Raw genomic sequence first — 15,007 nt, forward strand, 5'->3', positions numbered from 1 at the left:
TATTTTGGCGAACCTTAGCAATGATGTTAGAGTCTAGAATACATAGATAATGTTTTTTGTCAATGCGTAAGTCCTATCAACCATCATTCAGTTTTTCGACCCCAAGTCAACAGTCAACAGTTAACAGTTAACAGTTAACAGTCATAAGGAGTGCAACCGGAATTGATATAACTCTAACTTTCGGGTGTACGCAGAACACAGAGCATCCTCTGGTTAGCGGAGAATCTCCAAGCGGTGCAACAATGAGTTGAAAATTCAAATAATTAATTTAACACCTATGGATCAAATACTGCGCCAACTAATTGAGGAGGTATGCGAGTATCCCCCAAACAGCTCCCAAAGGCGCAAAGCGATGAATCGATTGCTCGCAGAACTGCAGCAACTTCCCGGACTACTGCGATCTGCACATCCCGATTATTTAGACGCCTTAAATAAAACCTGGGAATGGGTGAACAAGAGCATTTGCTCGAACTTCAAGCTTAGCGATCCGAATGTTTCAACACGACTACGACAATGGCTAAATAGTTACCTAAAGTGGCGCATTAAGGATTTGAATTCACCTGCTGAACCACCCACCTACAGTTTAGATGCCCCCATAGGAGCCTCAGATACTACAACCGCGTTGCTGGATGTGCTTTCAGAAACAAGTTTTGCCACTCCTACCTGCAGTGGTTTGGATGGCTATATCGCACTTTTAGAGCAAGAAAATTATCATAATATTATTCAACAGCTAGAACAATACGTCCAAGAAGACCCCGATGGGAAATTGCGATCCTGTCATCCTAAAAATTATCCAGAGTGTAACTGTCAAGTTCTCACATTAAAGGTGCTGTTTAAAACCACCCCTGACAAGTTTACTGCGATCGCCAAAGAATTTAACATCAACTACCAAACTCTAAAATCACACTGGGAAAGGAACTGTCGCCCCTTGCTCCAAGCGATCGCATTAGAGCTAGGATACACAAGAGAGGATTAAATTATGCAAAGCACAAACCCAACGCTATTGACAGTTCCACTAGGTACTGATGCTCACCGCACCGCTCGAAAATTTGCGGCCGACACTCTGCAACTCGCTCCTGAATTGACAAAGCATGAGGCGGCCAAACGAGTTTATGTGAATACTTTAGCAGTTTATGTTGTCTATAGTTACCTCAAATGGCAAGCTTACGAACCCGATTTAATTCAAGGCGATAGTTGGCATCCAGTCGTCCGTGCCCAGTGGGATATTGCTGATTTAGTGTTACCAGGGATGGGTAAATTAGAATGCCGCCCGGTTTGGTTTGGAGAAAGTGCGATCGTAGTTCCACCAGCAGCCATAGAAGACAGAATCGGCTATGTAATAGTTGAATTTGGGGAAAAATTAGACTCAGGAAAACTGCTAGGATTTACGCCATCACTTCAGAATTCTCCGTTTCCCAGCCTGATCCAGATTGCCGAACTCCAAAACTTAGATGATCTGATCGATCATCTCTCTCGTCTCGAATTAGGGAATCAGTTTTTGAGAAGTGACGATCCAGTAGCCCTAGAAGTGCGACAACTCTTAGAAACACAAAATTTTTCACAAATCATCGCTCAATTAGAGCGCATTTACCGAACTACTAAGCCCATTAAATGGCGGTATGCAGGAGCAAATGTATTAGTCGCTAGTATTCCTATTAATCCTCATCATCAAATACTTGAGTATTCTCCTGAACAACAGGCTTTGAGTGGAGAAATTGGTCGAGAAGAAAAAGTTATCTCCGCAGATTTACACCGCAAACAATTAGCCCAAAAACTGCTAAATAAACTAGCAGGAATTTGGGGCATTGAAACAAAAAGTTAAATATTTTTTCACCCAACTGAGAACATCCCCATTTGGTAAAAAGCGTTTTTTAGGAATGGGAGTATCGTGCTCGCTTGCCTATATATTTGTAACGATACAGATATTTGCACTCCTGCGATCTCAAATCCCCTACCATCGTAATTAATATTACCCACAGCTTTCGACACGGCGCAGTACCCCGTGTGCCGAAAATTAATCCGGGTAGGGAAACGGGATTGCTGTCTCCTCTATATCATGTCGCTGGTGCAACCGATATTGATATAAAACCCAAACTGATATTAACCCAAAAAAGGTAACATGAAAGAACAGCTCAACTCTGCTTATCGTCACCTAATTGAAATACTACGTACCTGTCCAGATGGGGAAGAACGAGATGTTTTGAATGACTATTCATACCTCCTTGATGAAGGTTTATTAGAGGTTATGGAGGAGGTAGCAGACGAGTTATTAGTTACGGAAAATGAAGAGGGATTTGACTGGCTGCGGAGTGCTGCGACGAAGATAAAAGACTTAATTCAGATTCGGTCGGACTTAGCTAATTCTCAAGAATTATTAATTTTTTTCATAGAAGTTTTGGAAGCAATCGAAGCAAGTGAAGGAGATGCCGAAGTTGTGTATCCTATCTTAGAGAAAAATTTAGATAAATTAGATGATAATTTTGATTGGTTTTTGCGAAGTTGGGCAACTGACGTTGTAGCGAAATTAGAGTCTGAAGAAGCTTACGATCTAGCCACGGTAATTGGCACTTTTAGTGGCCTTATTCAAGAATTTACTCTGGGCGATTGTGTAAAGAATATTGAAATTGCGATCGCGGGATATCAACAAGTAGCGACTGTGCTCAAGCGGGAAAATTACCATGAGGATTGGGTGATTACTCAAAACCATTTGGGGTTTGCTTATCAAATTCGCCTTGCTGGGAACCGTAGCAGGAATTTAGAAAGAGCCATTGAGTGTTATGAATTAGCTTTACAATGTTGTAATGATACCGATGAACCGGAATTATGGAGTTTAACTCAACATCGCTTAGGCTTAGTTTATTTTGACAGAGTTGAAGGTGATTTAGAAGAAAATCTGGAGATGGCGATCGCTGCTTTTGAATTAGCATTAAAAGTGTGTAATTGTCAAGAGTCTCCATTAAAATGGGCGGAAATTCAGCATGATTTAGGTTTGGCTTATCTCCACCGTATTAAGGGAGATGAATCGGAAAATATAGAACTAGGAATTAAATATTATCAAGCTGCTTTGGCTGTTTATCCAAAAGAGGATAATCCTACTGATTGGGCAAGAATTCAAAATAATTTGGGTCTAGCTTATTATAATCGTATTCAAGGGCAAAAATTATATAACATTGAAAGGGCGATCGCCGCTTTTGACAATGCCTTACAAGTCCGTAATTATACTGATTTTCCCATACACTGGGCAGAAACTCAAGAGAGCTTAGGTAATGCTTATAGTACAATAATTGAAGAGAATCGAGACGACAATCTCCAAAAAGCAATTGAGTGTTATCAAGCAGCTTTAACTGTTTATAGTGCTGAAGAATTCCCCGAACAATCGAGTACGATCCAATTTTGTATGGGAGATGCTTACCGTCAAAAAATAGAAAATCGTGCTGATAATCTTGAGAAAGCGATTGAGTGTTATCAAACTGCTCTACAAAGTTGTAATAAAGAAGAATTTCCGGAATTATGGGCTTTTATTCATAATGATTTAGGGGCGACATATCTCACCAGATTCAAGGGAAGTCAAGAACAGAATATAGAATTAGGTAGGAGTTTGATAGAGGCTACTTTACAAGTTTATAATCGTGAGGACTATCCCGACAATTGGGCGAACACTCAAAATAATTTAGGATTTTCCTATTATCTTTCTACAATTGGAAAATATTCCGATAACTTGGAACGGGCAATTGCATATTATGAATTAGGATTACAAGTGTATAATTCTGAGAGTTTTACAGAAGTTTGGGGACTGATACAACTTAACTTAGGAGTTGCTTATTTAGAGAGACTAAAAGGAGACCTTTCCGAAAATATTGAAGCATCAATTGCTGCTTCTCAAAATGCCTTAACTATTTATGATCCAGAGACTTATTTAGAAAATTGGTTGAAAATTCAGAATAATTTAGGGTATGCCTATCAAAATAGAGTTAAAGGAGAGCGAGTTGATAACCTTGAGAAAGCTCTCGGCTATTATAAAATTGCTTTAGATGCTGGCTGTTATAGTCAATTTCCTGAAATTTGGGGTTTGCTCAAAAATAACTTAGGAACTTTTTATTTAAGAAATGCTCAAGGGAATCAAGCTGAAAATGTAGAAGAAGCTATTGTTCTTTATCTTAGCTGTCTTGAATCTTATCAAAAAGAATTTAATCGTAAACAATGGTCGATGATTCAAAATAATGTAGGGATTGCTTATCTCAATCGCAAATATGGTAGCCGTCTCGAAAATATAGAATTAGCAATCGCAGCTTTTAATAATGCTTTGCAAGTTCGTAATTCTGAAAATTATCCCGAACAGTGGGCGGAAACACAACAGAATTTAGGAATTGCTCATAGTGAACGAATTTATGGCGATTCCTTACTAAATGTAGAAAATGCTATCAAATGTTATGAAAATGCTTTACTAATATATACTCGTTCAGATTTCCCTGAACAGTGGGCCATTCTGCAAAATAATATTGGTAGTGCTTATAGCGAACGTCTGCTAGGAGATGAGGATAATAACTTAGAAATAGCTATTAATTACTATCAAAGGGCTTTGCAAGTAAATACCCGTCAAATTTCCCCTGAAAATTGGGCAATGATCCAAAATAATTTAGGAAATGCCTATAGGAGGCGCAGTATTCAAAATGAAGTTGAAAATTTAGAAAGGGCTATTTTTTACTATAAGTCAGCTTTGGAAGTTTATACTCGGAAAGATTTTCCTGAAGATTGGGCTATGGTGCAATTAAACTTAGGTTATGCTTATAGCGATCGCACTCAAGGAAGTTTTGACGAAAACCTAAAACTGGCGAGGGACTATTACCAAGCTGCTTTAGAAGTTTATACTTTCAACGATTTTCCTGAAAATTGGGCAACTGTACAAAATAATTTAGGTTATCTCTACCACAATTTAGAGCAGTTTCCCGAAGCAATGCAATACTTGAAGTTAGCATTAAAAGTCAGAACTCCTCAAGCTTTCCCCCAACCTTGTCTGATTTCGGGACAATTTTTAGGCCAAATTGCCTTCAAATTAGGACTATGGATAGAAGCTATTGAAGGGTATTCTCTTGCTATTGAAGCTTTAGAACAATTGCGAGTTTGGGCTAATACCGATCGACGCCGCCAAGAAATTTTAGGAGAAGATATATATCTGTATGAACATATTGTACAAGCATTAGTTAATACGAAAAATTTTCAACAAGCTTTTGAATATGTAGAACGTTCCCGGTCTCGTCGCTTAGTAGATTTAATTGCCAGTAATGACCTTTACTCTCATGGAGATATACCTTCCGAAGTAGAAGAATATTTAGCAGAATTTGAAGGAATTCAACGACAGATAGATTGCGAACGTTCCGGTTTAAAGAAATTAAGTAAAAAGCAGAAGTTAATTGCAGTTAGAGCTAAGGATCTAATTGATATGGATCATACACGCAATCGAGCAGCTTTAGAAGCCCTTAGTGAAAATATCCAAGGTTTAGAAAGTGAAAAACAACAAATTTGGGAACAACTAAGACGTTTAGATCCGGTTTTAGCGGGCGAAATTCAAGTCAGTCCCCCTAATTTAACGGCGATCCAAGAACTCATCGATCGCCCTACTACAGCTATACTTAATTTTTACACTATTGATGAAGATACATATATATTTGTTTGGCGACAAGCCGAACTAAATTTGTACAAAATAACCAGAAAACGAGGCAAAAACTTACAAAAATGGATTCATGAAAATTGGCTAAAACCCTACTTTGATTCTGGCAATTCAAGTAAATCAGCCCAAGAGCAATTACAATGTAAAGCTAAGTGGAGAAATCTAATTCCGCAGTTTTTAGCGAAACTTTCCCGCCGCCTGCAAATCGATAACCTGATTAGTCAGTACCTGAATAATATCGAGGAACTGATTATTGTTCCTCACCTTTGCCTACACCAAATTCCTTTTGCTGCTTTACCCTTAGAAAATGGTCAATATTTAGGCGATAAATTTATAATTCGTTACAGCCCTAGTTGTCAAGTTTTAGAATTTTGCCACAAACGTCCACCTGTCAACGATCGACTAATGTATGGTATTGTGGAAGATGCAACGGAAGATTTACCCTGTGCAAGTTTTGAGGGTGAACAAATTGCTAAACTGTATAATATTCGCAATGAACAACACTTACGAGGACGTAGCCAAGCAACGGTCAGCAACTATCGGCAACTTTCTCTGCAAGTCCAGGGAATTATCTCTAGCCATCATGCTCAATCTCGCCTTGATAATCCGTTAGAATCCAGACTGGAATTGGCAGATGGTAGCATTACTCTGGGGCAGTTAATGACACCGGGCTGGCGGCTTCCTCATTTAGTTGATGTGTTTTTATCCTGTTGTGAAACAGGGTTAGGGACTACGGAAATTACTGATGATATTTTGACATTATCGACGGGCTTTTTATGTGCGGGTGCTCGGAGTGTTGTGAGCACGCTGTGGGCTGTAGATGATTTAGCAACCGCCTTATTTTCAATTTTTTATCACAAACTTCGGCAGCAAGGAAGTAGCCGCCCAAAAGCATTGCAGCAAGCACAAATAAATTTGCGATCGCTCTCTGGATCAGAATTTGTCGCTTGCTATTCTCCCCAACTTGCTGATTTATTAGAACGCAAATTTGAAGAGGCGGAGGGCGATCGCCAGTTTGCAGAAAACCAGCGTAATTCCTATTCAGAAGGTTCTGCCGACTACCTGCAATGGCTACAAGAGGAAGAAAAGCGGGCCGAAACAGCAACACGCAATTACAAAACTTTGGAACGACTGGAAATAATTAGTTGCTTAGATTTCCCTTTTGCTGACCCTTTTTATTGGGCAGCTTTCACTTGTTCCGGTTTACGGTAAAATTCAGCCTCAATCTAAATCTGGACTCTTCAGCATCCCCATTAACTTCCGCTTCCGATTGTGTACTTGCATCAGTTGAGAACGATAAGCACACCACTGAAGATTTTGCCCCATCTGTAAATAAGCAGCGCGGGCTTTTTCCAACCACTTAATTGCACGATCGTAGTCCTCTGATTTCCCCCGATCCATAATCGATTCAGCAAGCCGACAAGCATTGGCGATCACCCAATCGGGGCGGTGGGCGATCGCAGCCCCCATTACTCGGTGAATCAGTGCCGATTCGTAGCCACTCAAACCATCAGCAACAGCGATCGCATCTTCAATAAGCCCCTCATAGAGAAAAATATCAACCTGTGCTTCAGAAACTCCCCAACTTCTATCACTTCTCAGAGTTGCTAACAAATTTGCTTTCACAGTTGACCAACTGTTTCCGGCAAACTCCTTCACTAAAAGATAATCGGCAAAGGATGGTTTGATTTCAAAAACCCGCATTCTAGAATTTAATGCAACTTCGTTTTGTCCCAATTCAACAGCCAACTCACTCGTCCAAATTGCCAGTTTATAAAGGCAGTTACCTGACAACTTCAACCCAGTTTGAGCAATTTTGAGAGCTTCAGCGTGGGCGGCCTGTGCTTGTAAACTTTGAGCGAGAGCAAAAGCATCTTCCGCTGATTTCATCTGAGTAGCAGCAGCTTTCACTGCTTCTTCTACTCTCCCCAAACGACTTAACATCGTCAAGTATTGTTGAGGGCAGTTTTCTGCTTGCGCTAAGTATAAGTATTCTTGATAGCGTTCCTGGCGATCGAGGATTTGCAAGCGAATTAATGCTAAGCTCTTAGCACATTCTGGTGCGTCATTAGCTTCTATTTCTTGCCCAGTAGTGTTTCCTTGAAGTACCTGTTGAATTAGGGGGTCATCCCAACCTTGGCGTAAAGCTTTCAAGCTCATGGTGAAATCGCAATCCCATTGATCTTGCCAACCTTCTAACATCACCTGGAGATCGATCTCTTCTTCAGCAGTTAGTTCAGCCGTCAAAATGGCTTCTGTCCAAGCTTCATCCAAAGCGTTAGCTATATCAGAACTTTCAGCGCCATATTCTTCTACGTCATCCCAATCTTTAACGCAGGCTTCGGTGATGGCTTGTAAAATTACTAAGGCGTTGTTACCATCTCCCTCTGCAATCAATTCCTGCGCTTGCTGAATCACATCTAATAGTTCTTCTGTAATGGGGTCTTCTTCCTCCCATCCCTCGTCGAAATAACGCACAGCATTTCGCAAAATTTGTCGTACTTGTTGTCGAAAGGGAGCAGGATTAATGGAGGTGCGACGGGGTGCTTTAGTAGGTTGCTGTGGAGGCGTAGGAATAGCACTTAAGTTAACGTATCGTTCGATCGGATCAATGAGTGAGGGTTCCTTTTCTACTAAATTTTGTATTAATTGCTGGGTTTGTACATCGTTTAGGCGATCGAGTAACTGTTCCAGTGTCGGGCGCTGCTCAATTATTTGTGGTTGTCGCAGACATAATAACAGGGTAGCAACAATATGTTTACACCACCCAAAGCTATCGTAAGCACAAGTACAATTTGATGATGCCACATTAGCGTCATCAAAGTTTATCGTAATACGGTAAGGTTGAACTTCAGAACCCTCCACTATTGCTTGCACGATATTGCCACGCAGGACAGCGCTAGTAACATTACCCGCTAAATAGTAAGTTTCACCGCGCTTGAGGGATGCGGCAGATGTATTATGCTGGATCGTCGCTTCACTGAGTTTGGGAATTGGCATGAGACTATGCCTGAGCAATTAAAGGATTAGACTTGATTTTACCTCAGAGATGTACTCTGCCTAGGATTTAATTGCGTCTCAATGTAAGATTTACAGAAAATTTAATAATCGGTAAAGCAAGCACTGAGAAGGTTTGCAGCTTGATGAGGCGAAAAATTTTCAGAAAATTTTGCATAATTGTCTCCCTACCCCCTGGTTAATAATAGAGCGCAGTTGGCCAACTAGCTTCTCCCTGATCCCTTTCTTTGACGGAGAAACGAGCTGTGATACCTATAATTTCATCTACCCCCCTGACATTATTAGCAATGGGGGTTCCCAATGCTGCGGGAGAAATCATTGCCAATATAGAGGCAAGTTTAGTATCAGCCATTGGTAGTTACCCCTTGATGGAAATTGCCAAAGCTGAGCGCAGAACAAAATGCAGTTTTGGAGAGGACGATCCGATAGTTCCTCCGAACTAAATAACTTTAATTGTTAGCAAGCTTTCAGTAGGGTGCGTCAGCTAGTTAAATGGTGAAGTAGGATCGAAAAACTGAGAACTACTGACGCACCATACTGTCATTTAATTAATTAGGTTCTCTGCCCGAAGCGCTGAGGCGATCGCGGGCAAAACTCTTCCAAATACTTAATTCTGGAAGTTTCCACGCCACACCTTCTTGTTGTTGGTCTTGTGCAGAGCAATTCAGGCATTTTTGCCAGCAAGAAAGAGCTGCTCTTGTATCCCCTTTTGCTTCGAGAACTTGTGCTAGCAAGCAGTGTGCAACAGCATAGGAGTTATCTAATTCAATTGCTTTTTCCAAGTGAGTCTCTGCATCACTGTAAAGTTGCAGTCCTAGATAAGCCCATCCCAGATTTTTGTGGAGCGTGACTTGCACCATTTTGTCATTAACTTGTGGCAAAATGGAGAGAATGAGTTCTACCGCTACGTCAAAATTTTCGCTGAGAATTTCCAATCGAGCTAAATTATTGACAGCAGCACCGGCAGCGCGACTGTTTTTATATTCTGCTGCTTTTTTGTAGTGCTGGCGAGCGTTGGGCAAATCTTCTAGTTTTTCGTAGGTTGACCCTAAATTGTAGTGAGCTGCTGGCAGTTCTGGATTGTAGCGAATGGTTTGTGTTAAATAACATTTTGCAGTCTGTAACTCACTCTCTAAGTATTTCTTGTAACCAATTTGATTCAGATATTTAGCAATTAATTGATGGGTGATAAATAGCCTAGCCTGCGGGCTGACTGTCAGGCGTTCTTCCCCGGAGTCGGTGAGGGCTTTCAGGAGCGATCGCTCGATGAGAATTTCTACAGCCAGTTTCAATTCTGATAAGTCTTCCGCAAATAGTAGACTGGATTGCAACTCGCTAAGGGTGGCGGGTTTATTGCTTGCCAAGCAAGACAACACTTTTACTTCTAATTCAGAAAAACCCTGAAAGTGATGCTCAAAAAAATCTCGGACAATCCCCTCAATAACCGAGGGAGTTTTTTTGATGAGTTGTGCTAAATTGCCCGCTAACATATCTTGAGCGTGAGTGACGGCTATTTTTAAAAGGAGGGGATTGCCACCATATAGATAAATGAGTTCTGAGAGCAAATTACTCTCTGAAATAGAAACTTTTGGGGCGGATAAAATGATTTGTTTGGCATCCTTTTCTGGTAATTCCCTCAGTTCTAAAGCTCGACAAGGTAAGGTTTCTTCTGCTACATTATAAATTTCTATAGGGTGAGTCCAACTGATGATAAGCAGGCAACTTCGGTGAGGGGTTTGTGCTATTTGTTGGAAGAGTTCCCGGTAACTTTCGTATCCGGGGCGGTAGTGTCCTGATAGCTTTCCGCTTTCAAGGATAGTTTCGACTTCATCGAAAATTAATAAACAGCGGGTTAAACGCAAATATTCTATTAATTGGGAGATAAGTGAGTTGCTGGGTTTTGGAAGGTCGATTTCTGAATGATGAGATAGGAATTGCAAGATGTCTGGCAAGAGTTTTTCAAGGGAACCAGAGGTGGCGATATTTCGCCAGATTATGGTTTGAAATTCCCCTTGAATTTGTTGTAGAGTTTGGGTAGCTAATGCTGTTTTGCCAATCCCTCCCATGCCACAAATTGTGACGACTCGACAACGGTTTGTTACTATCCATTTTTTGAGAGTTTCTATTTCGGAATGACGCCCGTAGAAAGGTTCTTGACCTGGGACTTCTCCCCAATCAATACGCGGTGAACATTGAGGGTTAGTTGCGTCTTGAAAGCCGGTATTGTCTAGGGTTGGATCAACTTCACTTTCGGTTGTAGTATCGTGACGGTTAGTGGCAACTTGTTTCTGGTATTCAGTTACGAGAATTTGCTGGAGTTTTGCTAATTTTCCCGGCCCGGCACCTTGAACTTCAAATTTTTTATACACTTCTCCCAGGCGTTTTTGTAAGGCATCTTTGCGAACGCGAAGCTGGTCGGAAATATCCGACATGGATTCGCCTTTGATTGCTCTTGATAAGACTTCAAATTCGTTTTCGGAAATGCCAACTTTAGTGGCTAAAGTTATTAAAAAATCTTCGGGAAGTTTCATACTACGTTGAATACAGGTATTACAAAGCGGGCGGTTCTACTCAAAGATAGCTGGGAAAGGACGGGGCGATCGCGCGAAATAAGCGAACACAGGAATTTTGGCATTGGAAACAGAGGCTTCTGGGCTGTAACTTGATTATATGGGCTTTTTCTCACTTAAAAGGAGACAAACAAGATAGACAACAGAAGAAGTGACGGGTGGCGCAAACTGAGGCTTTTGGGCTGTAACTTGATTATATGGGCTTTTTCTCACTTTTAACTGGGTAAACGAGATACAAAACAGAATAGTTTAGGGGCGATCGGCTGAAATTTGGAGCCATTTTTAGGTCGGGATACTTATCTGTAAAGGTTTAGAGCTTGTTTAAGTTGTCGTTAGAGGGGCTAGAGCCTTGTGAAATCGACTTTTGAGTAGTTTTTCTCATTTAATGAGATTTTTCTGAGCATTAGCTTGACAATCTAGAACTATATTTGATACATTAATCTCAGTTAGGCGCGCTGGATGTTTCAGAAAGTCGGTACAGCCGGAGAGCTTTCTGAGTTCAGCGAACCTAAATACAGTTTTCCCCTCAGCTTTGCATAATTTTTGGGTTTGACCCTGGTTAATCAGTGGAGGTCGAAACCAGATTTACCTGTGAAAACTGCTGGACTAAAACAACTTACGAGTATCGTTGCTGATTGGAGAGTAAAAAACCATGTTTAGGTGCGTCAAGTGGATAACCGCTTTACCTACGATCGCGCTTCTGTCTGTTTTCAATCTGTTTCCGAGGGCGATCGCCCAAGAGTATCCGGGGTGTTTTCAGTTGAATTCTGAAAGAAAACAGTATGAATCTCTCGATCGGCTTTGTCGATTTCCCAAACCACCTGAAAACACGCGGAAGCCAGACCCTTTTAGGGTTCAGCTTGTGAATGGACTGGAGTTAACTGGATTAGCGATGCAAAATACAGGAACTCAGCGATTTCTTGTAGGGCGGTTGACCAACAAGCAAAGTAAGACGGCTAAAGTTCAGTCTATCAGCGTCCAATTTATCGATAAACGAGACGGGGCTGTAGTCGAATTTTTGACTGTTAAGCTTGGGGGTGTATTAGCTCGCAATCAGGGTTATGAATTCAGGGAAATTATGGATAATGCTCTTCAACTAGGCGATCGTAGTAACAATGATTTGGCGTTGCTGAGTTAGAGTATGAATAGGAGGAATAATTTATGCAAGGCCCAGAATGTAAATTAACCCATATCCGTAAAAACGGCAAGAAGAAAGGAAAACAAAATCACATTTGTGTCCAATTCACTCCATACACTGATAGGTTTTAGAAATGAGCAGTTCACAGAAGTTGGTTCAATGCCCAAAATGTCGTTCTTTAGTAAGATTTGATCGGCTGAAAAATCATTTGAAGAAAGTTCATCATGATCAACAATCTGTTGTCGATAGCGAAGAATCTAACGATGAGTCTGATGACTATGTAGATTGGTATGCTTGCAACAGCGTAGATCGAATGGATGGAAGCAAGTATATTGGATATCATCGACGTGAATACGAAAACAGCCGCTTCGGTTCCTTTCCAATACATGATGACTATAGTGAAGAGTCATGGGCAGATGATAATCCCTGGGAATAGAGTTTGTTATTCACAGCAGAGATAAGTACGCGCACCACCTAACAATCGCGCTGCACCGGAATGCACCAGTCGATAGGTTGAGATGCAAAGTTTATCTGCGTCCGGTGAGCGCGAACGTTAACCTGCTAGATTTTGATTCAGCATCATAGGAATGAAAAATAAATAACTTAATGAATTACTCAGGTTGGGGTACGGCTCGATAATTCCATTTGGGCAAATAAAGTAAACTTCATAGTTAATCATACCAATTCACTATGAAGGTACACTAAAATATAGGGTAAAAGTAGAGGAAATCCAATATGGCGAACAAACTTCAGGTACAAATCCAGGAAACGGTTGAGGAACTAGAGCATCGACTTGAACGGAGTGCGACCGCCGTAAATAAAGAAAAATTAGGCGTTGCTGAGTTAGAGTATGAATAGGAGGAATAATTTATGCAATGCCCAGAATGTAAATCAACCCATATCCGTAAGAACGGCAAGAAGAAAGGAAAACAGAATCACATTTGTGTCCAATGTGGTCGTCAATTCATCAATCAGTATGAACCCCATCGAGGTTATAGCGAGAGCATCAAACGTGATTGCCTAAAAATGTACGTCAATGGTATGGGTTTACGGGCGATAGAACGAGTTAAGGGAGTTCATCATACGACAGTAATAAATTGGGTAAAACAAGTCGGAAAACTGTTACCAGATGTTTATGACCCTGAAGTCATTCCAGAAGTGGGTGAGCTCGATGAATTACAAACTTATGTAAAAAAAAACCGACAAGATCTGGTTGTGGGCAGCGGTTGACCACTTTCAACCAGGAATTTTAGGATGGGTATTAGGGGAGCATAGTGCTAAGACATTTGAACCATTATGGGACAAAGTAAGTGCAGGGAAATGCTATTTTTATGTAACTGATGGATGGTCTGTATATCCCATGTTTATTCCTGATGGCGATCAGATTATCAGTAAGACTTATATGACACGAGTAGAAGGGGAAAATACAAGACTAAGACATTATTTAGCCAGACTACATCGCAAGACTCTTTGTTATTCTAAATGTGAGAAAATGCTCAAGCATTCTATTAAGTTATTAATACATTACTTGAAATTTCACGATATTCCCATTCCTGGGGCATTCATACCTTGATTCAGCAACGCCCAATGATTTGTCTATCAAGTTTTTGGAGTGGGATTAGGTAAGATACTAGAGATCAAACTTAAACAAATACCAAATCCTTCAATAAATTAGGAAAAATTCATGAAATAAGTAAGTAAAATTTGGGGCTTCTTTCATTGAATCCCTTTGTTAAACGGAAGTCAAGGCTAAAAAACAGAATTCTCTGATTTTTAATTCCTCTATATACAGACTAGGAGCGACATTATGGACGAGTTTGTTAGGAAAGCTGCTGGACTAGGATTGCCTGTGATTTTACTTCTAATTGTGATGGCAACTACAGGTTTTGCAGGAGCGGCCGCAATTACGACGGCTTTGGCAATGTTAGGTGGGCCAGCAGGAATGTTCGGTGGCATTGCTTTGCTTGGCATCACCGGTTTAGCGACAGAAATGTTATCTAAGTACGGTCTTGAAGCGCTGTTAATTGGAATTTACAGGCAGCGCATTCAAAATGGAGAATCTCCGGCTGCAATTTGCAAAGAAATGCGCCAATTACCAATATCGGGAGATTTGAGGCGGAGACTTGGGGAAGAGTTTGGGTGTTAGTAAATATAAGATGAGCAATTTTATTGGTAAATTGCCCAAGATAGATCGCTGCTAATTGCTTAGAGAATCAAATAGGAGGAAGAGATGGAGAGCGAATTGATTGGAGAGGTTAGATTACGCAACTGCCACCTCGTCTACCGTGAAGGCTCAAACTATCGAGTAGATGTGATTAAGGCTCAAAGACCTACAATCGTATTTACAAAAAACATTACTTGTGAAGTAGTGGAGTATTTGTACAATCAACTGAAGGGACATCAAGTTAATAAAGATGAAGCAGCCGATGTCCTCAAACCAGTTGCCAGCAAGTTAGATTTACCTTACAGCTATGGGCATCAGCTTTCCTATTATACGCAGGAGGTTTTAGTGGTACTTGTGGCGATAGGGAGAGCAAGTTTGAGTCAACAAATAGGTCGAGGTTGTTGTTATACAATTCTTCGGACGTGCTAAATCCTAAAAGGAGGCGCTCT

General features: G+C 40.8%; 13 protein-coding genes. 11 read left to right on the top strand and 2 right to left on the bottom strand.

Annotated elements, in window-relative coordinates; all coding sequences use genetic code 11:
• The first annotated feature begins 352 nt into the window (after positions 1–352).
• The 3 genes from QUB06_RS21370 (at position 353) to QUB06_RS21380 (ending at position 6,880) form a co-directional block, all read left to right on the top strand.
• Positions 353–976, top strand: a complete 624-nt coding sequence (locus QUB06_RS21370) for a hypothetical protein (protein ID WP_333436970.1) — start codon at positions 353–355, stop codon at positions 974–976.
• A 3-nt stretch (positions 977–979) separates the two neighbouring features.
• The gene (locus tag QUB06_RS21375) at positions 980–1,822 is read left to right on the top strand and encodes a DUF1822 family protein (protein ID WP_333436971.1); all 843 of its coding nucleotides are present in this window, start codon (positions 980–982) and stop codon (positions 1,820–1,822) included.
• Positions 1,823–2,119: 297 nt separating this feature from the next.
• Positions 2,120–6,880 carry a CHAT domain-containing protein gene (locus tag QUB06_RS21380; protein ID WP_333436972.1) on the top strand — a complete coding sequence of 1,587 codons (4,761 nt, stop codon included), beginning with the start codon at positions 2,120–2,122 and terminating at the stop codon, positions 6,878–6,880.
• Between the two features lie 9 nt (positions 6,881–6,889).
• Here QUB06_RS21380 and QUB06_RS21385 read toward each other — a convergent pair whose 3' ends face one another.
• On the bottom strand, positions 6,890–8,668 hold the full coding sequence (locus tag QUB06_RS21385) for an SWIM zinc finger domain-containing protein (RefSeq protein WP_333436973.1): 1,779 nt from the start codon (positions 8,666–8,668) through the stop codon (positions 6,890–6,892).
• A 263-nt stretch (positions 8,669–8,931) separates the two neighbouring features.
• On the opposite strand from QUB06_RS21385, the gene QUB06_RS21390 reads away from it, so the two are divergent.
• Positions 8,932–9,129 (top strand): hypothetical protein, encoded by a 198-nt coding sequence (locus QUB06_RS21390; RefSeq protein ID WP_333436974.1) that lies wholly within the window; start codon positions 8,932–8,934, stop codon positions 9,127–9,129.
• A 105-nt stretch (positions 9,130–9,234) separates the two neighbouring features.
• On the opposite strand, the gene QUB06_RS21395 is transcribed toward QUB06_RS21390, so the two are convergent.
• The gene (locus QUB06_RS21395) at positions 9,235–11,217 is read right to left on the bottom strand and encodes an NB-ARC domain-containing protein (protein ID WP_333436975.1); all 1,983 of its coding nucleotides are present in this window, start codon (positions 11,215–11,217) and stop codon (positions 9,235–9,237) included.
• A 691-nt stretch (positions 11,218–11,908) separates the two neighbouring features.
• Here QUB06_RS21395 and QUB06_RS21400 point away from each other — a divergent pair.
• The 7 genes from QUB06_RS21400 to QUB06_RS21425 all read left to right on the top strand — a co-directional run bounded on the left by QUB06_RS21400 (position 11,909) and on the right by QUB06_RS21425 (position 14,987).
• A complete protein-coding gene (locus tag QUB06_RS21400; protein ID WP_333436976.1) occupies positions 11,909–12,394 on the top strand; it encodes a hypothetical protein in 486 nt (161 codons plus the stop codon).
• Between the two features lie 23 nt (positions 12,395–12,417).
• Positions 12,418–12,525, top strand: a complete 108-nt coding sequence (locus tag QUB06_RS34745; RefSeq protein ID WP_445251410.1) for an IS1/IS1595 family N-terminal zinc-binding domain-containing protein — start codon at positions 12,418–12,420, stop codon at positions 12,523–12,525.
• 2 nt (positions 12,526–12,527) lie between these two features.
• A complete protein-coding gene (locus tag QUB06_RS21405; RefSeq protein WP_333212423.1) occupies positions 12,528–12,830 on the top strand; it encodes a hypothetical protein in 303 nt (100 codons plus the stop codon).
• A 299-nt stretch (positions 12,831–13,129) separates the two neighbouring features.
• The gene (locus tag QUB06_RS21410; RefSeq protein ID WP_333436977.1) at positions 13,130–13,252 is read left to right on the top strand and encodes a hypothetical protein; all 123 of its coding nucleotides are present in this window, start codon (positions 13,130–13,132) and stop codon (positions 13,250–13,252) included.
• Positions 13,253–13,264: 12 nt separating this feature from the next.
• Positions 13,265–13,967 (top strand): IS1 family transposase gene (locus QUB06_RS21415; RefSeq protein WP_333436978.1). Its coding sequence is split into 2 segments (ribosomal slippage): positions 13,265–13,587 and positions 13,586–13,967, totalling 705 coding nucleotides; the frame shifts between segments, so codons are not numbered across the junction.
• A 234-nt stretch (positions 13,968–14,201) separates the two neighbouring features.
• Positions 14,202–14,540 (top strand): hypothetical protein, encoded by a 339-nt coding sequence (locus QUB06_RS21420; RefSeq protein ID WP_333436979.1) that lies wholly within the window; start codon positions 14,202–14,204, stop codon positions 14,538–14,540.
• 84 nt (positions 14,541–14,624) lie between these two features.
• The gene (locus tag QUB06_RS21425) at positions 14,625–14,987 is read left to right on the top strand and encodes a hypothetical protein (protein WP_333154977.1); all 363 of its coding nucleotides are present in this window, start codon (positions 14,625–14,627) and stop codon (positions 14,985–14,987) included.
• Positions 14,988–15,007 lie beyond the last annotated feature (20 nt).

It is taken from the genome of Microcoleus sp. D2_18a_D3, assembly GCF_036702455.1.
Lineage (GTDB): Bacteria > Cyanobacteriota > Cyanobacteriia > Cyanobacteriales > Microcoleaceae > Microcoleus.